Source organism: Paenibacillus sp. CR_12, assembly GCF_041953985.1.
Lineage (GTDB): Bacteria > Bacillota > Bacilli > Paenibacillales > Paenibacillaceae > Paenibacillus_AQ > Paenibacillus_AQ lautus_A.
The window spans coordinates 40,555-64,730 of the sequence record NZ_JAVFHO010000012.1; the positions used below are offsets into that span (position 1 = coordinate 40,555).

16 protein-coding genes are annotated in these 24,176 nt (G+C 48.2%); 3 read left to right on the forward strand and 13 right to left on the reverse strand.

The genetic code is table 11. From position 1 onward, the window contains the following. Positions 1–28: 28 nt before the first annotated feature. A complete protein-coding gene (locus tag RB297_RS28760) occupies positions 29–583 on the reverse strand; it encodes a TetR/AcrR family transcriptional regulator (RefSeq protein WP_192570191.1) in 555 nt (184 codons plus the stop codon). A gap of 167 nt (positions 584–750) precedes the next feature. On the opposite strand from RB297_RS28760, the gene RB297_RS28765 reads away from it, so the two are divergent. Beyond that, entirely contained in the window at positions 751–2,202 is a 1,452-nt protein-coding gene (locus RB297_RS28765) for a DHA2 family efflux MFS transporter permease subunit (RefSeq protein WP_375121980.1), read from the forward strand. Positions 2,203–2,255: 53 nt separating this feature from the next. Here RB297_RS28765 and RB297_RS28770 read toward each other — a convergent pair whose 3' ends face one another. Both RB297_RS28770 and RB297_RS28775 read right to left on the reverse strand, forming a co-directional pair. After that, complete coding sequence (locus tag RB297_RS28770; protein WP_375121981.1) at positions 2,256–2,834, reverse strand: TMEM175 family protein; 579 nt, start codon at positions 2,832–2,834, stop codon at positions 2,256–2,258. Positions 2,835–3,085: 251 nt separating this feature from the next. Continuing rightward, the gene (locus RB297_RS28775) at positions 3,086–3,445 is read right to left on the reverse strand and encodes a DoxX family protein (protein ID WP_375121982.1); all 360 of its coding nucleotides are present in this window, start codon (positions 3,443–3,445) and stop codon (positions 3,086–3,088) included. Between the two features lie 167 nt (positions 3,446–3,612). Between RB297_RS28775 and RB297_RS28780 the strand changes: the two genes are divergently transcribed. Further along, positions 3,613–4,212 (forward strand): TetR/AcrR family transcriptional regulator, encoded by a 600-nt coding sequence (locus RB297_RS28780; protein ID WP_213580841.1) that lies wholly within the window; start codon positions 3,613–3,615, stop codon positions 4,210–4,212. Between the two features lie 279 nt (positions 4,213–4,491). On the opposite strand, the gene RB297_RS28785 is transcribed toward RB297_RS28780, so the two are convergent. From RB297_RS28785 to RB297_RS28800, 4 genes are all read right to left on the reverse strand, one after another. Further along, positions 4,492–4,932: an SRPBCC family protein gene (locus RB297_RS28785; protein ID WP_375121983.1), complete on the reverse strand. Its 441-nt coding sequence runs from the start codon at positions 4,930–4,932 to the stop codon at positions 4,492–4,494. Next, positions 4,929–5,378, reverse strand: a complete 450-nt coding sequence (locus RB297_RS28790; protein ID WP_375121984.1) for an SRPBCC family protein — start codon at positions 5,376–5,378, stop codon at positions 4,929–4,931. Before RB297_RS28790 ends, RB297_RS28785 begins: the two co-directional genes overlap by 4 nt. Further along, positions 5,375–5,881: a MerR family transcriptional regulator gene (locus tag RB297_RS28795; RefSeq protein ID WP_015738063.1), complete on the reverse strand. Its 507-nt coding sequence runs from the start codon at positions 5,879–5,881 to the stop codon at positions 5,375–5,377. Before RB297_RS28795 ends, RB297_RS28790 begins: the two co-directional genes overlap by 4 nt. Positions 5,882–6,099: 218 nt before the next feature. Then, on the reverse strand, positions 6,100–7,020 hold the full coding sequence (locus tag RB297_RS28800; RefSeq protein ID WP_096777226.1) for an alpha/beta hydrolase family protein: 921 nt from the start codon (positions 7,018–7,020) through the stop codon (positions 6,100–6,102). A gap of 160 nt (positions 7,021–7,180) precedes the next feature. Between RB297_RS28800 and RB297_RS28805 the strand changes: the two genes are divergently transcribed. Then, entirely contained in the window at positions 7,181–7,651 is a 471-nt protein-coding gene (locus RB297_RS28805; RefSeq protein WP_375121985.1) for a MarR family winged helix-turn-helix transcriptional regulator, read from the forward strand. Positions 7,652–8,021: 370 nt separating this feature from the next. Here the strand turns inward: RB297_RS28805 and srtB are convergent, their stop codons facing one another. The 6 genes from srtB to RB297_RS28835 all read right to left on the reverse strand — a co-directional run bounded on the left by srtB (position 8,022) and on the right by RB297_RS28835 (position 24,151). Then, positions 8,022–8,801, reverse strand: coding sequence for a class B sortase (gene srtB, locus RB297_RS28810; RefSeq protein WP_375121986.1), 780 nt, complete (start codon positions 8,799–8,801; stop codon positions 8,022–8,024). 18 nt (positions 8,802–8,819) lie between these two features. Then, positions 8,820–14,822, reverse strand: coding sequence for a DUF7601 domain-containing protein (locus RB297_RS28815; RefSeq protein ID WP_375121987.1), 6,003 nt, complete (start codon positions 14,820–14,822; stop codon positions 8,820–8,822). A gap of 410 nt (positions 14,823–15,232) precedes the next feature. After that, positions 15,233–21,298, reverse strand: a complete 6,066-nt coding sequence (locus RB297_RS28820; RefSeq protein ID WP_375121988.1) for a CehA/McbA family metallohydrolase — start codon at positions 21,296–21,298, stop codon at positions 15,233–15,235. A 104-nt stretch (positions 21,299–21,402) separates the two neighbouring features. Then, positions 21,403–22,512, reverse strand: a complete 1,110-nt coding sequence (locus tag RB297_RS28825; RefSeq protein WP_375121989.1) for an SGNH/GDSL hydrolase family protein — start codon at positions 22,510–22,512, stop codon at positions 21,403–21,405. 41 nt (positions 22,513–22,553) lie between these two features. Then, the gene (locus RB297_RS28830; RefSeq protein WP_096777232.1) at positions 22,554–23,318 is read right to left on the reverse strand and encodes a Cof-type HAD-IIB family hydrolase; all 765 of its coding nucleotides are present in this window, start codon (positions 23,316–23,318) and stop codon (positions 22,554–22,556) included. Beyond that, positions 23,315–24,151, reverse strand: coding sequence for a carbohydrate ABC transporter permease (locus tag RB297_RS28835; RefSeq protein ID WP_015738071.1), 837 nt, complete (start codon positions 24,149–24,151; stop codon positions 23,315–23,317). Before RB297_RS28835 ends, RB297_RS28830 begins: the two co-directional genes overlap by 4 nt. Positions 24,152–24,176 lie beyond the last annotated feature (25 nt).

Genomic DNA, 24,176 nt, shown 5'->3' on the forward strand with positions numbered 1-24,176 from the left:
CCAAGCTTTACCTCTTGTGCCTGATCGGTTACAAATACTTTCTTCTATACATCAAGGTAATCTGATCCGCAATGTATTCTGCGCTATGCTCGGTACCATCCTTAATCCACCACATAATAATCCCCAGAAGTGATGAGGCCACAATATCAACGGAGGCAACCCGACTTGTGGAATGGATGTTTCTTGCGTCTCTGCGTTGTTCTATCGTGTTTTTCAATAGGTTCGACAAGTGGGTTTTGAAGCCCGTATGCTCAACCAACACGGCGAAAATTTTCCGGTATTCATAAAAATAATTTAAAAATGTAATTAGCTGCTCCCGCTCGTTTCTACTTTTCACTTGTAATAGCGGCTCGACTTTCATGGACAGGTCGTCAAAGATCTCATGCACGATCTGGCGCAGCAAATCATTAATATCCTCATAATGCAAATAAAACGTGGCGCGATTTAGCTCTGCGCGGGTTGCAATTTTTTGGACGGTCAATTGAGAGACTTCCAGATTGTCGGCCAGTAATGAAAAAACGGCCTGTTTCAGCAGCTTTTTGGAGCGAACGGCTCGTGGATCCACTCTTTTATGTTCAGGCATGTCATCCCTCGATTATCGTTTATTTGGCACTTCATCGACCGATCTTCCCATACTGTCGTTTAGTCGACAGTTTAAGCAGAATTATAAATGGGAATCGCTCTTCAATGCTGTTAAGATATATTTTATTGACACTATGTCGAAAAAGCAATGAAGAGAGGACCGCAGCCATGCAAGAAGACATAAAGAACATAAATAAAGGGATATTACTAACCATCTTAATCCTTGGTTGTTTCTTATCCACGCTCAATCAAACGCTGTTAAATGTCGCCTTAAGCAATCTAATGGATGTATTTGATGTCACGGCAGCCACCGTCCAATGGATCTCAACGGGATTTATGCTGGTCAACGGGATATTGATCCCGATTACGGCCTATTTAATGAAACGCTTTACCACGCGGCAATTATTTATAAGCGCCATGTCGTTTTTATTGATCGGTTCAGTCATCTGCGCGGCGGCGCCAAGCTTTGTTGTGCTCTTGTTAGGACGGATGGTCCAAGCAGCCGGTGCAGGAATCGTGATGCCCCTCATGATGAGTGTTGTGCTCGCCATCTTTCCCGTTGAAAAACGCGGCAGCGCTATGGGGCTGCTGGGACTGGCCATGATTTTCGCTCCGGCCATTGGGCCGACGCTAGCGGGATTTATTGTCGAATACCACTCTTGGCGGTGGTTATTTATCGGTCTCATTCCACTTGTCATGATGGTCATCGCATTGGCATTCAAGTATTTGGTCAATGTATCCGAAACGGCCAAGTCGAAGCTTGATGTGAGAAGCGTTCTTCTATCAACCGTCGGATTCGGCTTTATTTTATACGGTTTCAGTAGTGCAGGCAGTAAAGGCTGGGACGATGCCACGGTCATATTGTCCTTAGGCATTGGGATCGTGGTAACGGCCATATTCTGTATACGACAAGTCAGGTCCGATGATCCCCTGTTGAACCTGTCTGTCTTCAAAAACAAAATCTTTACGTTAACGTCCCTTATTAACGTGTTAGTCACGATGTTGATGTACGCGGACATGATCTTACTGCCTATTTATCTGCAGGATGGTCGCGGTTTTACAGCATTCGAAGCAGGACTGCTCTTATTGCCGGGTGCGGTTGTCAATGCGCTGATGTCACCCGTCACCGGCAGGTTATACGACCGTTTCGGTGCGAGGCCGCTGTTCATCATTGGTTTGCTGTTTATTATTCCATCCATGTGGGCGGTAACAGATTTATCTGAATCGACCACGTATATGTATTTGATGATTCGTACCATTGGCCTGCGGATCGGATTAAGCTTCATTACCATGCCGCTCAATACGGCCGGACTCAATGCGCTGCCCAAACACCTCGGTACGCACGGTACCGCGGTGAACAATACCGTTCGCCAAATAGCCGGTGCCATTGGTACTGCCGTTGTGATCACGATTTATACCGTGCAAGCAATCGGCCATGCAGCTGATGTGATGCAGAACAATCCTACAACGACTGCTGAGCTCCTTAAATCCCTTACTTCCATTTTAGGGGCAAGCGACGCCTATTCCTTCATGATGATCCTGGCCGTCATCGCGTTAGTTATCACATTATTCATGCCGATGAAAAGCAAAACCAGGATCGAACAAAAGCAAACGCTATAAACCAAAAAAAGCTCTTCGAAGCCCGCCCGCATGCGAGAATCGAAGAGTCTTTCTTATTGGCTTCTCAGGGCATGCTCGATTCGCTTATCGGGCATGAACCAGATTACGGCAACAAGTACGAAAAAGAAGCCGGATATCCAAACACTCACATATGCGGTCAAGGCCGCCGTCAAGTAGAGTAAAGGAGAGAGTTTCCCCTTCCGATTTTTACCCATCGTTCCAACGAATGAGGAATCGCCGGAATGCTGGTTCATAATCATGCGCTGAAGCAGCCAGTACGAGAGCGCAGCTAGGAATAGAATGATACCGTACAGCGCCGTCGGTGTAGGCGCAAAATGGCTTTCCCCCATCCAAGCTGTCGTGAAAGGCACAAGGGATAGCCAGAATAGCAGCAGCAAGTTGAGCCACATCAACCTTCCGTTCATCGTTCGAACCATATGCAGCAGGTGATGATGATTGTTCCAGTAGATGCCGACATAGACGAAACTGAAAATATAACTAATTATTTTGGGGCCAAGCTCGACTAGCGCATGCCAGTCATGGCCTTTCGGCACTTTGAATTCCAGCACCATGATCGTAATAATAATGGCCAACACGCCATCGCTGAATGCTTCCATCCGATTTGCTTTCAAATCGTCTCACCTTTTCCCCTCGCAACATATGTCTCTTATTCCATTATAGAGATCGTTTGTCCTGAGTCTACCTACTTTTCACCTGAATTTTCAGGTCGGCGAACAATAAAGAAAGGAACTGGTCATAGCGCGAAGTTACAAAAGCCATCCTTGAGGGACGGCCTTTTCAGAAGTCATTCAGTCTCTATTTCAGGACCGACTTGGATTTGTATCATGGGGTCTTCAACTTGCTCATATCCCGTGGAAGAAAATCAGCTCACGATCACGTCCGCATTCAGGATGGTTAGGATGATGATCAACACAAGAAACACAACGGGCGTCATCGTTTTGCCAATCGCATCTTTGACCCTTATATGCGCAAGTAACGCCACCAGCATCGTAATTCCAAGCCAAATGCCGCCCCAAACTATCGCATCCGCATTCCAATAACCAACAACGAGTACAGCAGCTCCAACTAACTGGACCAAACCCGTAACGATACGAAACCATTGGGGTATCTTCAGATTGCTGAAAATATCAACCCAGTATTTAGCCCCTACGACCTTGGCAAAACCTGAAAAAACATAGTACAAAACCAACAAGCTTTGAAGAATGATCGACATTACGGCCATGCAGGTATCCTCCTTTGATTGGAAAAAAATTCTGCTTACTGAACAAATGGTAAAATACAACTTTATTTTCGTCAAGTACAATTTTATATTTGTTAAGTTAAATTTGACATCAATTCAGTAAGCGATTACGATAATATTATTAGATTGGTTATGGAGGTACAGCCAAAATGGGTGAAATACGCAATGCGGAACGCACGCAGAAAAAAATTCTCGAGGCTGCAAGAAGGGAGTTTTTCGACAAGGGGTTTAAAGGGTCGCGTATCGAGTCGATTGCAGAAAACGCCGGGGTGAAGAAGCAGCTGATCTATCATTACTTCAAAGGAAAAGCGGAATTACTCGAAGCCGTTTTGACTGATTCGGCGACCGGTGAGCCAGAGTGGGTCTCTCAGATTCCAGATAATCCGCTCCATATCGCCGAGCATCGATACAGGGTCAATAACCAGGTGAGAGCGGATTTTATTAAGTTCACCGCCTGGGAAGCACTTGAGCTGCGGGCAGAGCCGACGTCCTGGAATAAAGGCGGAGAGGTCGCCCTTCAATCCTATGCTGCTTATTGGAAGGATCAAAAGAAAAAGGGGGTTGTACCGCAAGAGCTTGAGCCTGAACTTCTAGCACTGGCGTTAACCGCTCTAACGACGTATCCCATTATCTTCAGCAATATTGCCAACATCATTACTGGAGTCGAGTCGACTGACCCCGAATTTCAAGCGAGATGGTCAACATTTCTTACCAAACTAAGTGAATATATTTTAACAAGTAGCGACTGAAGGTTTCGATATCCGGCTAATATCGGTTATATAGACTCTTCGAAGCCCGGCTTTAAGCGAGAGCATTCAATTTCGGTTATGCTCACGGCTCAGCTTGACGGAGAAATCAGCAACAGAAGATCTGCCTTGATAGGCGCTACAGATCTCTACCGCCGTGTTCCGTTACTAAAACAAAAATCGCCGTCCGATTCCCCGACAGGGATCGTGAACGGCGACCATTTTAGAGTCATCAACTAGGCAGCAGTCATTTCGCGTCAATGCCGATATCAAATTACAAAGCTAGTCGGCCAATTCCGCCAGCACCTTGCCAAGTCGGTCAAGCTGCTGTTCATTCGCTTCTACGCAGATGGGCTTAGCTTTTTCAAAATCCTCTTGTTTCTTGAAACGTTGACGGAAGGTGACTCTGGTCCGGCCATCGAAGACCTCGAAGGTAGCCGTCACCCGAAATTCGTGAACGTTTAGATGATCAATCACGACCCGCTCCGTCGGCACGAACTCAACAAAGACATTATGGTTGGGATAATCCACGCCATCCGGTCCGTGCATGGTGAATTTCCACGTACCTCCCGTCCTCATATCGCACTCGTGAAACGTATTGCTGAAGTCTTTGGGCCCCCACCATTTTGCTAATAAATCAGGGGTTGTCCATGCCCGATACACAAGCTCCTGCGGGACATCGTACTCGCGGGAAGCAATAAGCTCATTCTCACCTATGGTCATGTTCCTACCTCCACTTCTACTACCTTGCTCAGTGTGTCCAACATGATGTTAGTCCCGTGTTCCCGTATTTCTGGCGTATCGTGTCCGTCAAAGAATGCACCCTGCTCTGTGTAAATCAACTTCGTACCACCCTCCACCTTGATAAGCTCGACCGTTGTGATCGAGACGGAGACACGTACGTCACCTGAATCCAATGTGTACGTATAGACAATACGCTGCTCTGGAACAAGCTCCTGGTAGCTGGCATCGAAGGTAAAGACCGGCCCTTCCGGCGGCCCGCCGCGGCTGTACTCCCGTCCCCCAACCTGGAAATCGAAGATCTCCGGCTTCGAAAACCACTTGGCTTTAGCAATCGGGTCGGCCCATGCTTGATATACCCGCTCCGGTGTAGCCGCATAAATCCGTTCTACGACGAAGGTTCCATGCTTGACGAATCGTTCGTTCATTCATTCTCCTCCTTATGTTTCGAAATTCCATTCTCTTCGGCAAGAAAATCTCCCAACAGATCCAAATGTCGCTCCCAACCCGTTTGCCGCTCAATGACCGGTTTCTCAAATCTCATCTTCATCGCCTGCAGAAGGCTCGTGAAATCTTCAACCGTTAATTCCGCCTTGCCCTGCATAAGCTTGGATACATATCTTAGCTGCTCCAATAGTTTCTGCTGCAGTTTAATCTGTTCTTTGATTTGGTCGATCTGCAGTTCCACGATCTCAAGCGGACTAATCTGCCCGCCATTCAAGGCCGATTTAATCTCCTCCAGAGATAATCCCAGCTCCTTAAGCGATAATATCTGGTGCAAACGCGACAAATCCGATTCATTGTACAGCCTGTGGCCGGATTCCGTTTGCCCCGACGGAGAGAACAACCCGATTTGATCATAAAACCGCAGGGTTCGGACGGTAAGCCCCGTCAGCTTGGCGAGATCCCCGACCTTCCAATGTCTCTTCATGAACCATCTCCACTCTTTGGCGCTAGCTATGTACCGGTATCTCTATTGTAAAACATTACGTTACGTAAGGTTCAAGTGAAATCGTGACACTCTGCCAGAATTTTTCGACGCCCTAATTTTGAATGGTCCAGGCTTGTAACAATCCTCCAGAATAGAAACAGCCTTTGCTAACAACTGGCAATTAGCAAAGGCTGTCATCATTCATTTTTCTGCTTCCCTTACTTGGACTCAATACGCCCCAGCGGGATGGCGCTCTCTTCCAGAGCTGCACAAGCTGCCGGCCAGCTGGAATCTTCAATGTCCAGCGCGTTACGAAGGTAAGCCAACGTAAGCCGCTGGATCAAGCCAACTCGTTCCGGGCTCTCATCCGTCGTCTCCGCGACGCTATAACCGGATATCCCGCCGAGCGAGTGCTCCGCCCCGAAGAGAGTGAGCAGGCTCTTGCGGCCCGAGCTCAGGAAGTACGGGTCGGTGAACCAGTCCGGCCCCCGAGTGGACAGTCTGGACTGGTCATGGTCCCCCGCCACCACGAGGGTCGGCGTGCTCATCTCCGCGAAGCTCGGATTCATGAAGGGGAAGTGCTCTGCCGCGAACGGACTCAAGTCAGCTCCACCCTTGCCAGTCGTGGCAAGCAGCACGCCCGCCTTGATGCGCGAGTCGGACATATCCTCTCCCGGCTCGCCGTTGTGATCGAGGACTCGCGCGCCGAGCAGCATGCTCGCCGTCTGGCCTCCCCAGGAGTGTCCGGCAGCGGCGATGCGGCTCCGATCGAGGCGCCCACTAAGACCGGGAACGGAAGCTTCGATAACATCAAGCTGATCGAGGATGCGCTTCAGGTCCTCGACTCGGAAACGCCAGATCCGTGGCGTACGGGGATCTTCAGGAGGAAGGTTCAGCGTCCTCGAATCGAGATGAGTGGGTTGAATGACCACGAAGCCGTGAGCAGCCCAGTAGTCGGCCAATGGGCCGTAGCCGTCCAGCGACCAGCCAAAGCCGTGAGAGAACACAATAATAGGCAATTCACTTCCTGCGGCGGGCGCAGACACTCGCATTTGCAGATCCTCGCCGCGCCCTGGAGCTGATAGAACTACCGGTTTCACCGAGATGACCGGAGCAGACATACTAATGTTGATTTCCATAATAAATGTTCCTTTCTTGGAGAAAGAGTGGCCCAACCGTTGCTGGTAAGAAGCGGTCAAGCAGTATCCTGATATAAACCGAAAATTTACAAGTTGATGTATCAACCATTGCAACGATAACACATTGTGGTTGACGCGTCAACCATGCTATGATGTTCCTATGGATAAGAACGAGCTGAACGAAGAAGAAATGCGAATATGGCATATGTGGAAAGGCTCCTTTCAGAGCATTTTCGGTCGGGTAATAAAAGAGATGTCTGAGCATACAGGACTATCAGAGGGTGATTATGGGGTATTGGATCGGTTAGACCTTTTGGGGAACGGAAGCCTTCGCCAACAGGAATTGGCCGACTCGATGAACTGGGATAAGAGTCGATTGTCACATCATCTGACGCGAATGGAAAAACGCAGACTTGTGATGAGGAAACCATTAGACACGGATCGTGGTGTTCAAGTCGTTATCACTCCCGCCGGAAAATCGGCATTGGATGATGCCCGTCCCATAGTCTCCAAGGCAATACGGAAACATTTCCTTGACCAATTAACGGATCAAGACATTGAGTCGATTACGAAGCTTGCGGAAAGGACAAAAACAGGGCCTTCAGGGTCTTGTGAAGCCCCGTCGACATGACCGCGTTTTTGAGATTATTCATGAAGGGATAAGTGGATCGGTACTCCACGAAAGAAAAGAACTCTCCAGGTTTGGAGGGTTCTTTCGTTTTTATCGATATAAAAAAGTATATCATTTCTGGTCACTGTACGAATTTAGCCGAATTGTTCGTGTCATGACGGAAATGAAGCGAACAAGCGAAGCAAAGGCTGTCCGTAACCTGAAGGTTACATTTAGACCCCTTGAGGATACAATTCGGGATACTGTAAATTGGTTTAGAGCCAAGGGCACAAATGGGTAAAGGTGAGTCGTGAAATGAAACTTCTTGCAAAAAAAATCGCGTCCTCCAAGGGGAGAACGCGATATGAAGCAGCTTGATGTTCCAGCATCGTCATGAACGCTTTCGGGCGACCACCGCTAACCGGCCGTTTTCGGTCGAGTACTCGCACGTGGACAATACAATAAGCTTGTCGCCATACCGGGCTGTTACGCCCGTGTCATAAAGAGCGAGTTTTTTGATGTTGTGAACATACGAATCGAACTCGGCGGGCGTACTTACATTCTCAATCTGGTAGTATTTAAAAACGTCGTCCGATTTGCGATAAACTTGTGACAGAATGACGGCAACAATCTCATACTCTTCCTTTTCGTAAAGCGTGCTGAACTGGAACGTGGCGTGCTCTTTATAAAAGCTTTCGTTCTTGTACTTCATTAAATCTTTAAACATCCAGCCGCTTTTCATGTGATGGCCATGAATCAGCAAAATGTCCGAACCATTGGTCCGGCTATGCGCGTCCAAAAAGGGGAGGCCGCCTTTGTTTTCCTTTTTATCGAAATCATGATTGAGATAGTAATCCGCATCCTGTGGATTCTGCATGACCGGGTACTCAATTCGGGTGCCGTCCATCTTCAGCCAGCCGACGATGTCCGAGTTCCTCTCGTAAAGCTCTCGAAATTCGGGAAGCATGACCGGCTCATTCGCCTTATTGAACAAAACGGAGGGGGATGCAGCCCCTCCGCTTTTGTTCGATCCTTCCTCCCAAGCTGTTGCCAGCTCATCGATTTTCTGCTGCTCAGCATAATCCCCAACGAGAATTCTCGCAAGACTGACGAGAGAAAATACCAACACAAGGAAAGAAACGGCGATAAGAATTTTTTTGGTTTTGCTCATCTCTTACCGCCTTTCCGGTCACTGGATGTGCGTTTTCTTCTTGTTACCAAGTAGACAGAGGCCGATCGTCATCAAGGACATCAGCGCCAAAGCCAGATAGAAGATTGGCGATACGCTGTTGTCTCCGGTTTTCGGAGCATCGTCCAGCTCGTTATTTCCATTGCCCGCACCCTTATCGGCTAAGTCGCTGACATCAGGCACGTTGTCGTTGTTATTCCCATTGTTGACGTTGCCAGGCTCGGAATTGCCAGGCTGGTCAGGAACAGGGCTGACAGGGCCTGGATTCTCCGGCTCTGGAACAGGGTTAACAGGGCCTGGATTCTCCGGCTCTGGTGCAGGGCTAACAGGACCTGGATTCTCCGGCTCTGGGGCTGGGTTGACAGGACCCGGATTCTCCGGCTCTGGAGCTGGATTGACAGGGCCCGGATTCTCCGGCTCTGGAGCTGGGTTGACAGGGCCTGGGTTCTCCGGCTCTGGAGTAGGGTTAACAGGGCCCGGTCCGCCGCCAGTGTTGATCGGCTTCATTGGCACGTCGTATCTTACAATGTCAAAATCGACAGAAATCGTATCACTCCTGTGCGTCTCGTATCCGTCCTTCTTTACGATCAGATAGTAATCCGCTTCAGGAAACACCATGTATGCATAGAAGCCATTGGCGTCGCTATCCTGCTCCGGGCTCTTGTTGTCATGCGGCGCAAAATTCGGAACCGGAGGGAGCGTTACTTTCGTATCCGGAATGCGGCCGTTATCTCTATTCCGCTGCGTATCCGCATAATACAGCGTAACTTTGGCTCCAGCAATTTTCTTGCCAGTGGTGGCATTTCCTGTCGTTTCATCATAAACCGTACCGTAAGGGTCGACCAATGCCTCAGAAATATTCAGCTCTCCGTTAGCCTTCACGTCAAGCTGCGTCACTTTGAAGAGCAGCTCCTCGCCGTTTTCAGCTTGATAGCGAACTTCCATGGTGTACTGCTGCGCGCTCAGCTCTTCGTCTTCTATGGAGAAGGTGCCGTTCGAAGCCAGCGGGAACGCCTTAGGACGACCGTTCTCCTGAATATAATTGCCGTCCTTGTCCTTCAAATAGATACGCATCTGGCTGGTGAACGAATCGTTGAATAGCTCTGTTGTTCCATCCAGCTGCTTGAACAGAACGATCCCTACCGCCGTTATGACCGCCGGAACGGTCTCGTCTTTCACGTTGCCGTCCACATTTGCTTTTTGCGTGAACTCGATAGGCACATCTTTTCCGCCTACCGTATACACCTTCGTATACGTAATCGTATAGTCGGTGTCCGCCTCGGCAGGGACGAAATATTCACCCTTCTCACTCGTCTGAATCGTCTGCTTCTCACCTGTCTTCAGATTGGTCACCGTGATGGATGCATTCGGAATGACTTCTCCTGTGTTGTTGTCACGCAGCACGCCTTCCAGATACGGGCGAGTATTTTCAAAGTGTGCCTCTGCCAATGTTTTCTCCGGAATGGTGCCTGTGTGTTCGAGACTCTCAGGATCCGTCACATAGCCGTTCTTCGAATAATCATCCTGGGTCACCGTATACTTGAGATACGTCGGAAGACCTTCTATAACGTGCGTCTGGCCGTCGGTAAGCTCGAAGGTGTCTCCGCTCGTGATCGTGCCCTTGCTGCCGTCCGATTTCTCATAGGCGTAGGATTTGTCCGCTCCCTCGCCTGTGAAGGTGAGCGTGTACTGGAACGGCTTCGACTTGTCGTCGTCTTTGCCTTTAACCGTGTTGCTGATAAGCAGGCTGCCTTCGATAACTCGCACGTTCGTGAATGGAGCAGCTTCATCCTTGCCCTCCATAATCCCGGTATAATGCCGTTCGATAGGCAGGGTCACGTATTCGTCCGTTGTGTAGTCTTTCTGCGTCACTGTGTATTTCAGATCCTTAGGCAGATCCACAATTTCCAGCTTCTCTCCATCCTTAAGGGTGAAGGATTCGCCAGACTTGATCGTGCCCGGTGTACTCGTCGCGCCATCCGACTTCGTATACGCGTAGCTTCCATCCTTGCCTGCTTCTTCAAAGATGACGGTGTACTCGAACGCCTTCGTCTTGTCGCCGCCGTTGCCCATGACCGTATTGCTGACGGTCAGCTTGTTGACGGTCCGTTCATTGATGAAGTCCGCCTTATGGTCGCCTTCATTCTCGATTGTGCCGGACAGCTCTCTCGTTTCCGGCGTGGTGATATAACCGTCAACGGTCGTATAATCGGCCTCGGTTACGGTATAGACCAAATCCGCAGGCAATGTCGGGAGCGTCACAGATTCCCCGTGCTTGAGGGTAAACTTGCCTCCGCTCTTGATTGTGCCAAACGTATTATCCGACTTCTTATAGGTATACTCTCCGTCCTTGCCTTCGCCGGTGAAGGTCACGGTGAATTCAAAATCCTTGGAAGCATCGCTGCCGTTGCCTTCCACCTTATTGCTGATGGTCAGCTTACCTTGGGCCGGCGTAGGCACGACCAGCGGATTATCGGAGGCTACTTTTACGCCATCTACCCAGATAGGCTTGCCTGGCGTATTTCCTACATACACTTGATACACATGGGTGATCGGCAGCCAGGTATTCAGATCAATGTAGGTTTCCTTCAACTCATAATACCCCGGATCCGGGAATAGCAGATTAAGTTTCCCTCCGCTATCGGTTGTTCCTTTGGCGATTTGAGTTCCGTCGTCTTTCTTATAGAGCGTAAACTCTACGCCTTTTAGCGGATTGCCATCGGGATCTACCTTTTTCAGGGGCAGCAGGGCATTGGAGCTTGAACTGCCGGCTACGTCTGAATTGTCCAGCGTGCTTTCACTTTTGGCACTGACCGTTTTCAGCTTATCATCGCCCATCAGCTTTACTTCGTTGCCCATTTTGTCGCCAGCTTTCGCTTTAGACGGATCAACCTCTGTTTGGTACACAAACTGGTAAAACTTATTAGGGTCTTTCATTTTGAATAGGAGAACCGTGGTGCCTCCCGCGCCTGGTGCAGCTTCTACTTGAACTTCACCATTCGGGTCGCTGAGGTCCAGCGCTGCGCCCTCTCGTTCCAGAGCACCGCTGGCAGACAGTTTAGCAGGATAGACTGCCATACTAGGCGCTGTCAGCACAAGCTTTCCGTTTTCTTCATAGCGCAGGTTCATACCTGCACCTAGGGTATCCTGCAAATAAACGCCCTGCGTCATGTTGAATGGCGGAGTATAGTTCACCGTCCATTCCAGCACGCCTGGAACTGGCTTAGTTACCGACTTGCCCAGGGTCTGAATAGGCACAATAACTTTGCGCTGTTCGGTGAGGACCTTCTCCACGCCGCCCCATGTCATGTGCAGGTCGGCTTTGTTATACAGCACCTGCTTGTCTACGCCGTTGGTGGTGTATTCCTCCAAATATTTCTCCAGAGCCGCATTGGAAGGTCTAGCCTTTACTAAAATGACATATGGGCTTTCCAATTTAGAGAAGGTGAACGTTCCCTCGTTTCCATTATGAGAAAAACTTACTACATGAGCACTGGTACCTGGTTCAATAAGTGTTCTGGCATCGTTTCTAACACCATATTCTGTACCCGAACCATTGTCCGAATATCCTTTCCAAAGCTCAAAATCCTTACCTTCCGTAAACGGCACGAATTCCCAGCCTTCGGGCAGCGTGTCCACTAGCTTGATATTGCTGATGACTCGATTACCGCCGTCCTTAGCCATTTCCTCTGTGTTATATCCAGGCATATTTACCCCTAAACGGAAAGTGACCGTTTTGGTTGTCCTGTCATAGGCAGATATCGTCCATGCTTCATTGTTATCGTTTCTAATATAACTGCTAACGTTATTCGGGTTAACATTTTCAGGCGTACCATCAGCTTGCAATGGCTTCGACGCAAAGAGCATATCCTTGTTCAGCATACGCAAGTGCAGGTTGGTGCTGTTTTGCGCTTGTTTTACGGTGTCGCCGTCAATGAGCAAAGCCCGATTCCAGCTCGTTTTCCCTGCGTTGATATCCTGCCTGAAGAGGATGTCCGGGTTGGTCTCAAGCGCACGGAAGCTGAAAGATGCAGCTTTGTCGGTGTATCCGGTCACTTTGATCAAGTCCGCCACCACTTTACCGTTCACGGTTAAAGGAATAGCCTTCATGGTCAAGCCGGTTGCATTGGTCTTCAAGGTTCCCTTATGATACTTTTTCCAAAGTTGCTCGGAATTCACATTTCCTTTGATTTTTGCAATCGTTTCCGTGCTCACCTCGCCGGTTTCATCCACAGCGTTATCCAAGACGCTCAAATCTCCGTCATGCACCAGCACATCGTATACCGCTGCATTTGGCAGGGCATACTGTGGCGTTAGATTAACGGTCCATGTGATGCCGCCCAGGTTATAATCCTCCATCGAAATAGAGCCTGTTTTTGTAAACGTGTGCGCGCCGATGTTGACAATTGCCTCATCCGTCACTGCGTTAGGTCTTGTACCGGTCACTACATCGTTGTTCTGTATGCCATCTGGCGTTTCCAAATTCCAGTTGGCACGAGAATCTATTCTGAAGCTGGAGCCGCTTGTTACCTTGCTCTTAATCGCTAATTCTACTTTACCATTCATATCCCCAAAGGAATAAACGCCGTTGGCATCTGGTGTAATTGCTGTTTTTCCAGATGCAGTGCCATCCTCCCATGTCTGCCATTCAGCTGATAAAAAGTCCAGCCCAGCAGGTAATACATTCGTGATAGTAAAGTCCTTTAACCCTTTTTTGTTATATTGGTTCACCGTGACCTTCCATGTAATGGTTTCATTCGGATGATCATACGAACCGGATGCTTGAATCCAGTCAGGTGCAACCCACGTTTCCCGTACTGAACTGGCTTTTACATCAGCGCTCGCATCCCTTAGTTCAACTTTTGGGTCAAAACGCTGTCCGCCACCTCGACCGGGATCGATTGCCACGCCTCGATACTCTTTATAATACAGATCCTTATGAAACCATGCTTGGTACTCAACCTTTGGATCCACCCCCGTTCCTGCCGGGAAGATGTAGCTCAGACTGCCATCTACATCAATGGTTGGGTCTACCTTAGTGCCGTTGACCGTGAAGGATCCCGGTATATAGACCATACGGTAATCGGAAGGCTTCGTATAGAACGTCATTCCATCTAGCGGCAACTTCATTGTTTCATCAAGCACATCAAAAGAGGATGGAGCAGCCTGGAAGGTCAAATAACCATCCTGATAGGCTGGGACAGTCACATACCACCAAGTCCAGCTCCCATTCTTTGGCCAGTTATTTCCTGTCAAGTTGATGCTGTACCCCGGGGTAACATCCGGGTTCTTTAGCTCATACGCTCCCCCGAAAATCGAGATAGGCTTTGTATCACCGTAATTCATGCCCGTTACATCCGAATTGGCAGTGGTTTCAAAGCCGAAGGTAACCGCACGTCCAATACCGTTAAAAAACCAATCGTCACCATTAAATACAATCTTGATGCTATCCGGGGTGAAATAGGCGATGCCAAGCTGCTTCACACCCATATCCGTTGTTGCCATCAACGGTTTGGTAGCTGTTGGCAATACCACTTCCGCGAAGTAGTCATCCCTTTTTAGTTCGATCCAGTCACCTTTCTGAATGTATAGGTCTGGATCCGCATTAGTCGGATCAGCGTCATCACCATTCACGGGCACCTTAAGGCCCTCTGATTTGAGGGTAAATGCCTGTCGGCCTTGGATCGTACCGCCTGGAGCAATGTCGGTTCCCTGCGTCACCTTCAGCGGAAAGATTGAATTGGCATCCATGAACAACACCGTTTTGTCCGTCGGGCCCGACGTCTTCACTAAAGAATTGTTCGGCACATCGTACACTGCCTCAGTTACTGACGTCGGTTCGTCCGCGCTCGGCAAATCCGCTTCGATAACGGCCGCCGGCCCGGAATCGCTTGGCGCGCTATCCGCATATCCAGTGACAGAGAATGCCACCGTCTGCAAGACAAGCATGATTGCCAAGCATAAAGAGAGTATTGCTTTACCTATGCTGCGTTTTCGTTTCAAGACTTATTTCTCCTCCATCCCGGAGCTGCGGAAATTTTTAGCGACACTAAGATCATCGACCCGATTACGCTCAACCGAATCGGCATCTTCTGTTTGCTCGATCCCAGCAGCCCTTTGCATCATCAAAATCTTGCGGAGTTCCCTCCTTTATACCTCCTCCTTAGTCCGAAATTCGGCACTTTCTTTTTCATAGTTTAAAAACCTAATCTCTACAAAATCTCTACAATTTGAAAAGCTTTTGCCTTCTCCTTGCAAATCTCAATAATAGAATGGGAGTGATCGTGAGGGAGGGTATCCCTGAAGCGATCTCAGTTATCGGAAAGAGGGCTGTTCAAAAAGTAATACGTTCACTTGCGGTCATAAATGAAAATGAGCCCGGCATCATTACCGGACTCATTTCATTCAACTGCCTAATACATATGGTGCCGTTCAAACGATCTTATGGCTTGCTCCGCCGTTAAGGCAAGAGGGTGCGGCTGGTTCGCGCTCCACCACTCCCCCGTTCCGATTAAGGCCGAAGAAGTGAAAGGAAGCGTGCCTTCAGAATCCATGCCTGGGTCGACTCTCTCCATATCGATTTGCTTCGGAGTCAAGGTTTTTAGCTCATAGGATGAAACCAAGCCGTCATACTCTGCGGTGATGATTACGGTTCCTTCCGAATTCGCCTTTACTACACCGCTAACGCTGATCTCCGCAATACTGGGATCACTGCTTGTATAGGTGACGTTTATCTCTACCTTTTCACGGCTTCCATCACTGTATACTGCAGTAGTCACCGTTTGATCACTCTCTCCAACGGCCAGCGTATGCAGCCCCTCGAGCTCAAGCCCAATCAGGCGAACCAGGCCTTCTCCATTGCCTTCTGATACCGATTGTAAAACAGGTCGTTTACCCATACCGTCCCATCTCCAAATCGCGTTAAAGTCCCACCCTAACCTGTCTGTATAGGTGGATGGAGTCTCTATTTCAGTTTCAGCTAGACCTAAGCCTTTAAGGGTTGTTAATGCTCCCTCAGCGACTCCTTCTTTATCAACCATCATGCCGTCAAATGCATAATTATTTTCGAGCGTGGCGGTGTGCCCCGCAAGAACTCGTCCCATCACCCGGTTCGCCATCGTTGGCGCCGTAACCGAAGGGCCCAGGGCAATGACATTTCTGACGACCGTATCATTGTATCCGTATCCAGTCACTCCGCCCGCATTGCTCGTCATCGCCCGAACGGTTCCAGACGCATACACGTTTTCTGTTAGGCTGCCCGAGTTCGTAATTCCGATTAGGCCGCCGGCCTGACTTACCTGAGCGGTTACATCCGCGGTAGAATAGCTGTTTCTTACGGTGCCATTGGAATAGCCCACTAGGCCGCCGACTGTGCTGGAGCCTGTAATGGAGCCTGTTGAAAGACTATTCTCTATCTCGCCATTGTTCGTGTTGACGAGTATGCCTATTCTGCTCCCGCCAGTGACGCCGGCATCGATCATGGCTATATTTTTAATCACTCCGCCATTAAGATGGACTAAGCCGCCGCTCGAGGAATTAAAGTTGACTATTTTCTTCCCGTCGCCATCCAAAACACCGGTGAACGAAACATCTTTAAAAAGTGACTCAGCCGGTTGTCCTGCGTAATCCAAATCATGGTCCAAAATATACTTTTCTGCCGGGAAGGCTTCCATAACATTCAGATCAGCAATGGACTTGATTCGGTAATAACCAGCTTCATTTCTTTCCAAAGGCACGACAGGCTCGCTTGCCTCTTCAGGGTTACTGCTCAATACCGGACGCTTTAAAGCATCATTCCACATCCAAACCGACTCAAAATCCCAGTTCAGTCGATCGGTATACGTGTTAGGGTCTTCAACCTGCTGCTGAGAAAGCCCCAAACCCTTTCTGTTGTCAGTAGCGGCAATACTCTCGCCTTCTTTATCCACAATCATGCCATCGAACGCATAATTATTCTGAAGCGTTGCCGTATGCCCGGCAAGGACTCGTCCTACCACGCGGTTCGCCATCGTCGGCGTCACGACGGAAGGGTTAAGAGCAATCACGTTTCTAACAACCGTATCATTATAACCGTAGCCAGTCACTCCGCCTGCGTTGCTTCTAAGCGCCTGGACGGCTCCGGATGCATACACGTTTTCCGTTAAGCTGCCTGAGTTCGTAATTCCGATTAGACCGCCAGCTTGGTTCAGCTGGGCCGTTACATCTGCCGTAGAATAGCTGTTTCTCACGATGCCATTGGAATAACCCGCTAGACCGCCCACGGTACTGGAGCCTTCGATTGAGCCCGTGACATAACTATTCTCTACCGTTCCGTTGTTCGTATTAACGAGTATGCCTATATTACTTCCGCCAGTGACGCTTGCATCTACCATAGCTATGTTTTTAATGGTTCCGCCATTGAGATGAAATAAGCCGCCATTTTCTGATTTAAAATTGGTTAAGGATTTATTGTTCCCATCAAACGTGCCAAGGAATGGCGTCGCTTTAAATAGAGGTTCAAATAGCCGCCCTTCAAAATCAAGATCATCCTCCAATATATAATTCTCATTTGGGAATTCGGATATCGTTTTTAATTCTTGAATCGAGCGGATGATGTAGTCCCCCTCTTCATTCCGATCAAGCTTCGGTTTTGGGATATTGTCTTCGTTAATTTGCTCCAAATTACTTTGCAGTAATGGACGTTTGGCATCTTCGTTCCAGATCCAGATCGTATCAAAATCCCAACCGAGAGTCTCAATGAAAAAGGATGGCTTCGAGAATGTTTCTGCACCGACCCCCTGTCCTTTCTCATTGTTCGGATCATTCGCCGTAACGTTCTCACTGCTAACAAACATATTTTCATCGGCGTAATTATTAACTAAAGTTGCCGTCTCCCCAGCTAGTACTCTGCCGACAATTCGATTCGATGCAGTACCTGTAACAATAGATGGATTTAATGCCATACTATTTCGAATAACCGTATTGTTATATCCGTATCCGCTGATGCCGCCAGCATTTGATTCTTCTGCTATTACGGCTCCGGTTGCATAGACCTGTTCTGTTGTACTCCCCCGGTTCGTAATCCCGATCAAGCCGCCGGCTTGCTTGCCTCGCGCATGGACTCGAGCTGTTGAATAACTGTTTCTAACGATACCGTTCGAGTAACCCACAAGACCGCCAACCGTAGAATTGCCTCGAATAGATCCGGTACTGTAGGCATATTCCACGATCCCATCGTTCTGATCAACCAGGATCCCAATATTACTTCGACGAACATCAATGTCGGCATTGATGATTCCTACATTACGGATCGTCCCTTCATTAATAGCAAAGAGACCCGCTCCGCCCGAGGAGACCATAACGCCTGTAATCGTATGCCCTTGCCCATCAAACGTACCCGTGAATGGAGTGCCATTCACGCCAATGGCTTCAAAAAACATGCCCTTACCGTTAATGTCTTGAGCTAAAACAAAATGTTTGTCCGGGAACTCATGCATTTTATTGAGTCCACTGGCACTTTTGATTTGATAGGGGTTGCCTTCCGAACCATCGCCCAGCATGCCTTCTTTAGCTATTAACGGTTCCGTTAACGGCTCTTGATCGATTGGATTATTAACCACTCTTACGACGATCGTATGTTCATCGCCAAATGCAAGAGGGTTGTCAAATAAGATGATTTGTTCACGTCCGAGATGTTCTAGCGTTGCTTCTTGAATAACCGTTTCCAGCAGCTGTTCACCTGTATGATCCCGCTTTTCCCCGATAACGGTGACACGTTCAGGCGAGTTCGGATAATTCAGGACCCCAACGCCCTTCAAGACGTTATTTTCTATTATTGCGCTTGTTAAGTTCATATAATTTGCAGGTTGTTTAATCGTAAATGAATCAATTTCAACACCGTCGCTGTTGTAGGCTTTCAACGTGAGAGATTGATCGTTTGATTCTAAAATAACACCCGTCTGCTTATTTTCATCATATACGATATGATCCCAGTCAAACGATTTGTTATCATAGAACGTTGGACCTGATGAACCAACTGTCACAAAGGTTGTACCTAGATTCATCGCTTCTTCCGATATATCTTTTACACCGTTTCGTATGGTTGTCCGTTTATACACATGATCATGACCGCCAATGTACAGACTGACACCAAGCCGTTCAAAGGCTTGAGACAATTTCACTCTCATCATGTCCATACCGGTCTCATCACCTGATTGACCGCCATAATAAGGATAGTGCCCCATAACGATTTTCCACTTCTTGTCGGTTGCCCGCAAATCTTTTTCCAGCCATGACAGCTGCTTGTCGAAATCCACCACGGAATTCAGAACAGCAATGTGCATATCGCCATAATCAAACGAATAATTCGTTTCCCGATAACTGCCTTCGCCGTTCTTCGGCAGGTTGAAAAACCCGGAGAATGGCCCGAATTTCCGCTCCGTCGCATGTTCACGATCCCCGACGATATGAGCAGATACTAGCCCCATATCGTTGTTGTAAATGTTGTTAAACACATCATTCCAAGCATAATGATTGCCGCCTAGTTCGACCAAGTCTCCGACTTGAATCACCGTCTGTCCGTTTGAATTTTTCTCCTGCAGAACGTCCAGCATATTGTTAAAGAGCTGGAAGCTTTCCGGATTTCGATCCGGAACTCCAAGATCCCCCATCACATACATCACGGCTTCCTCTGAAGCTGGTGCGGTCCTAAAGCTATAACTGTCGCTCCAAGGTCCAGTCGGCGACATTCCGTACCGATAGTCATACGTAGTCCCTAAGCCGAGATCTGTTACATTCGCTTCATGAGCTGCAAGCACCCGATAGTTACTCTTGGCAAACGTATCACCATAGGCGACTTGAAAATAAGAGACTTCCGCTTGTACTACTTCCGCATTGTCCCACGTCGTCTCGGACTGAGGTTTGTACTGAACATACGACGTTTCTAATGCCTTATCCGTCACTACATTTATTCCTACTTCACGTTCATTCCCGCCTACATTAACAATGGGTTGAAATTCATTTAAAATTTGTTCGGCATCCAGATTCTGCTGATCAACAAGGATTCGAATAAGTTCAACACGCGTATTTCCTTGAGCGTCGGTTGCTACATACTTAATGAAATACTCTCCATACATGTCGACCTTGAAATGCTGATTTAGAGCCGCTACTTCTCCCTTATCATTTAGAACGATGGCTTCCACCGATAAAGATTGACCGCTGTGATCTGTCGCCGAAGCGCCCAGCACTTCTATTTGATCCCCAAGCTTAATAGTATCCGGATATTGTCCATGAACCTTAATTTCAGGCGCATGCACCGTGCCCCTCGTTTCATCACCAATCCATATTGGAGCACTTATAGCCTCTTCACCGTCCACTTGGAAAGCTCTCACGAGGAAGTAGTCCCCATCTTTACTTGCTAAGGATACTTCCTGATTAAATTGATTGCTGGCAATATTGCCGTACTCCTTGATGATTTCACCGCTGTTTTTGTAAACAACGACTTTATCCAACACATCGTTAGCATCAGGGTCACTTATCTGTATCTTGAGATTAATTTTCTTTGTTTTGGCCGGAAGAATCGACCCCATCATCTGACCTTTGGCTGAAACCGCCATTTCTAAGTTGCGATCAAATGATACATAGGTGCGGTGGTTTCGCATCGCCTCGTAAAGACCTTCTCTAGTAAGCTTTTTTCCCCACATACCGGTCACATGGGGTTGAACCATCCCCCAATTTCCTTTGTGCTCGTCCCCGCCAAACACGGGAGAAACATGCCAGCCTCGATCTAATGCCTTGGTATAGATTGCAAAATCATTGGACGATTTGTATTCCATCAGATTAAGGTTTCTGTCAACTTCCCGGTTATAGTGTTTAAATTCATTGAAACTCCAATTTCCTGATGATCGTGGATGATTAAATTGCGCAATCGCATTCGGATCTTGGGCAAGTCTTGCGTAAAAGGTTGGCAGATCATATTTGATGTCGCTCCAGCCCCAAGTGCCATCCGCACCCACTCCATGTGTTCTTGCAAACCATGGGGCATTAAACAAATTGATATGGCCTGCTTCATCATACCAAGTCACTTCCGTACCCGGCAGCGTAATAAATTCGTTATCATGATTGTGAGCATCTGATTGCTCATGCAGCAGCTTGTATTCTTCTGAATAAGAGTCTTGAACATTCGTAATAAAGTCACTGCCCGTACTGATGTCATAGGTCACGTCGTGTTCCGTCACTGCAAAAAAATCAAAATCCGTATTACTTTTCACAAAATTATAAGCATCATTAGGCAGCAATATCCCGTCACTGAGAGAAGTATGGGAATGCATATGACCTTTGAACAGTGAATTTCCTAAGTACTTAGCTCTATCTTTTTTAGAGACAACATTCTCTGTCTCTGAAGACGCCGCGAATACATTAATGCCGTAATAAAGACTAACAACCCCCGCAATCATACAAGCCATCACAATAAAAGGTAGTCTTCTTCTTTGGGACTTCACTCAAAATCCTCTCCTTTTTCGGCTTAAAGTGTCTGACTGATAAACAAACAGCCCCTAAACCAAAAAATGCAGTCTGAAGGCTGTTCTATCCTCTATCTTGTTAATCACAGTTGCAACAATGGCTTAATGATTGGTGCAAGCGACTGTGCCATGCGCAAAAACCCGAGGTCCGTTGGATGTGTTCCGTCAACCGTACAATCATTTACAACGAAATCATCGCCCAGCAGCTTAAAGCCGTCAACGAAATGGATATTACGGTCTCCTTCTGCCTGCCTCTGTTCCACATGCTCGATCTGAATCAGCCTGCGGCGATCATGAAGCCCCCTTCTCTCCATATAGAACTGGTCTTCCGCAGTGTAAATCCTAGAGACTACTAATATAGGAACTTCGGGATGCCGCTCTCTCAAAATTTGGATGAAGGCAGGCAACGTTCGTGCAATGTTACCGGCCTCGCCCGTATTCCCTTCATAATCAAGAATGAATAGAGCCGGATCATCGATTTCCGACATGATATGCGCGAGCTCCGGCTCGCCCTTTCCATTCCCCGAGAAGCCAAGATTGACGAACTCCACCGGAATCATACGGCTGAGAATATTAGAATAAGCCATACCCGGCCGGGAGGCGCATCCCCCTTGCGTAATCGAAGTTCCATATATAATAACGGGTCTACTGTTTGCATAGGCAGGTGCATCGCTTATGACAGCATCCTTATCTACACCGATCCACACCTCTTCTACCCCTTGGTAGAGCGGCAAATTTAAGGTGACGGCCACATCTTTTTGGGAATCCCACTGATAAAGCTGTGATTCATATTCACTTTCCGTTGGTTTGAATTTAGCCGTGGTGATAAAGCTCTGCTCTCCCGGCTCTCCAAGATAGCAGTCAACCCCGCACTGCCCTGTAGGCGGCATATGATACATATTGGCCGGTCCGGCAAGGCGTACCCTTATGACCAGCCTTGAAGAATTGGTGCGAAAGCGAATTTGCCCGCCTGCCGTACAATAAGCAAGCGTATCAACCGCGGGAGGCAAGACCGCCTCGGAAGCCAAGGGCAGGCGTCTGTATATCCCATCCTGCGCAAGCCAAGGGAAGCCCGCGATGTGAAAGGGCGCTTCCAACGGAGAATGCCATCTCAACTCTTCGCCATTAGTTGTCTCCTGGTGTATAGTTCCGCCCAGTTGATCTAAGTTTATCTCTTTCGATTGAACGGTCATCTATTTCTACTCCCTCATTATATTTACTAGCAAAGCTGCGTTTACTCCATGTGGAATACATATCTCCGAATCGCCAGAGCAACGCCGTCCTCGTTGTTGGTAGCCGTGATTACGTCCGCTATGGATTTGATATGCTCTTCACCGTTGGCCATCGCAACACCGAGACCTGCTGCCTTCAGCAGCTTCGCGTCATTATCACTGTCCCCCATAGCAATGACATCGGACATCGAGAAGCCTAGCGTCTGACAAACCTCGCGCACTCCGCTTTCCTTTGTAATGCCTTTAACTGAAATCTCCATATTAGTAAGAGCCGAATGGGTAACCTCGAGCGTGCCCCAGCTGAGCAGCTCTTCCTTAATTTCCGCAAGCTTCCGCTGATCATTGCTGCCAATGCCGAATTTCATCCAATCCCGTTCGAACATCTCCGGCGTCCATTCCTTGTCGCCCGTCAAGCTTTCCACGCTGTAGCCCCAGTACCACTCGCCCCGCTTGGCAGCAATGGCGTGCATATCGCGGACCGTGTCCCGAGGGAGGAAGACTCGCTTTTTAAGCCTGCCCGGTCCCTCCCAAACTTCTGCTCCATTGAGCAGCACCATGGGGGAATCGAGCCCAAGCTCATCCCAGAAGCCCTTGGCAGTTTGCAAGCCTCTCCCAGTGGAGAACATGACTTTAACACCCTGATCTACTGCATATTGAAGCCACTTTTTGGTCTCATCCGTAATGTGCTTTTCATCCGTCAGAAGCGTCCCGTCCAGATCCAATGCAATCAGCTTATATTTCGCCTTCACTTGCTCTGCAGTATTCATCCCTTTACCGCCCCCATGGTCGCGCCTTCCATAAGAAGTTTTTGGAATAAGATATAAATAATAATGGACGGTACCATCGCAATGGTTACACCGGCAAACAAAGTCACCCAATCCGCAGTAAACTCCATTTGCTTATTCGCAGAATACATTTGCACCGCAATGGGATATTTCTTGGGATCGCTCAAATAGATGAACGGCGCTAAGAAATTGTTATAGAACCCTAAGAACTTGAATACGCCAACGGTTACAATTCCCGGTGTAGACAAAGGAACGATAACACGCCAAAACTTTTGGAACAATGTAGCGCCATCCATCGTTGCGCTCTCTTCAAGCTCCATCGGCAGAGAGCTCATAAACCCTCCGAGCAGCATAAGATAGAACACGCTTTCACCCAAACTAGACAGAAGAATTAATCCGGTCAAGCTATTGGTCAAACTCAGTTCCCGCATAATGACATACTGGGGTACAAGCGCATTGATGCCCGGCAGGAACAGGGACAACATAATCAAGCCCCAAATCAATTTTCTGCCTTTGAACTGCATTCGAGTAAGCGCATAGGCGTTAATTGTCGTAAAGAAAAGCCCAAGCACCAGACTTCCGCCAACATAATAAAGGGTATTTAAGAGTGATTGCCCAAAACCGTATTGATTCCAAGCCTTCGAATAGTTCTGCCATCTTAGTTCCGAAGGCAGCGCCCATATATCTTTAAAAAACTCAGGATTGCTTTTTAACGATTCATAGATAACCCAGACTAAAGGAAATAATATGGTCAGCGACCAAGCATAAAGCAGCACACGCCACACAACGTCCATAAACGTTCGTTTTTCCTTCAAACTTTATCCCTCCGAACTTCATATG

Bases quoted from the DNA above. Each gene is read 5' to 3' on its own strand.
- RB297_RS28760 (WP_192570191.1), bottom strand. From the start codon at position 583: ATGCCTGAACATAAAAGAGTGGATCCACGAGCCGTTCGCTCCAAAAAG.
- RB297_RS28765 (WP_375121980.1), top strand. From the start codon at position 751: ATGCAAGAAGACATAAAGAACATAAATAAAGGGATATTACTAACCATC.
- RB297_RS28775 (WP_375121982.1), bottom strand. From the start codon at position 3,445: ATGGCCGTAATGTCGATCATTCTTCAAAGCTTGTTGGTTTTGTACTAT.
- RB297_RS28780 (WP_213580841.1), top strand. From the start codon at position 3,613: ATGGGTGAAATACGCAATGCGGAACGCACGCAGAAAAAAATTCTCGAG.
- RB297_RS28785 (WP_375121983.1), bottom strand. From the start codon at position 4,932: ATGACCATAGGTGAGAATGAGCTTATTGCTTCCCGCGAGTACGATGTC.
- RB297_RS28790 (WP_375121984.1), bottom strand. From the start codon at position 5,378: ATGAACGAACGATTCGTCAAGCATGGAACCTTCGTCGTAGAACGGATT.
- RB297_RS28795 (WP_015738063.1), bottom strand. From the start codon at position 5,881: ATGAAGAGACATTGGAAGGTCGGGGATCTCGCCAAGCTGACGGGGCTT.
- RB297_RS28800 (WP_096777226.1), bottom strand. From the start codon at position 7,020: ATGGAAATCAACATTAGTATGTCTGCTCCGGTCATCTCGGTGAAACCG.
- RB297_RS28805 (WP_375121985.1), top strand. From the start codon at position 7,181: ATGGATAAGAACGAGCTGAACGAAGAAGAAATGCGAATATGGCATATG.
- srtB (WP_375121986.1), bottom strand. From the start codon at position 8,801: ATGAGCAAAACCAAAAAAATTCTTATCGCCGTTTCTTTCCTTGTGTTG.
- RB297_RS28825 (WP_375121989.1), bottom strand. From the start codon at position 22,512: ATGACCGTTCAATCGAAAGAGATAAACTTAGATCAACTGGGCGGAACT.
- RB297_RS28830 (WP_096777232.1), bottom strand. From the start codon at position 23,318: ATGAATACTGCAGAGCAAGTGAAGGCGAAATATAAGCTGATTGCATTG.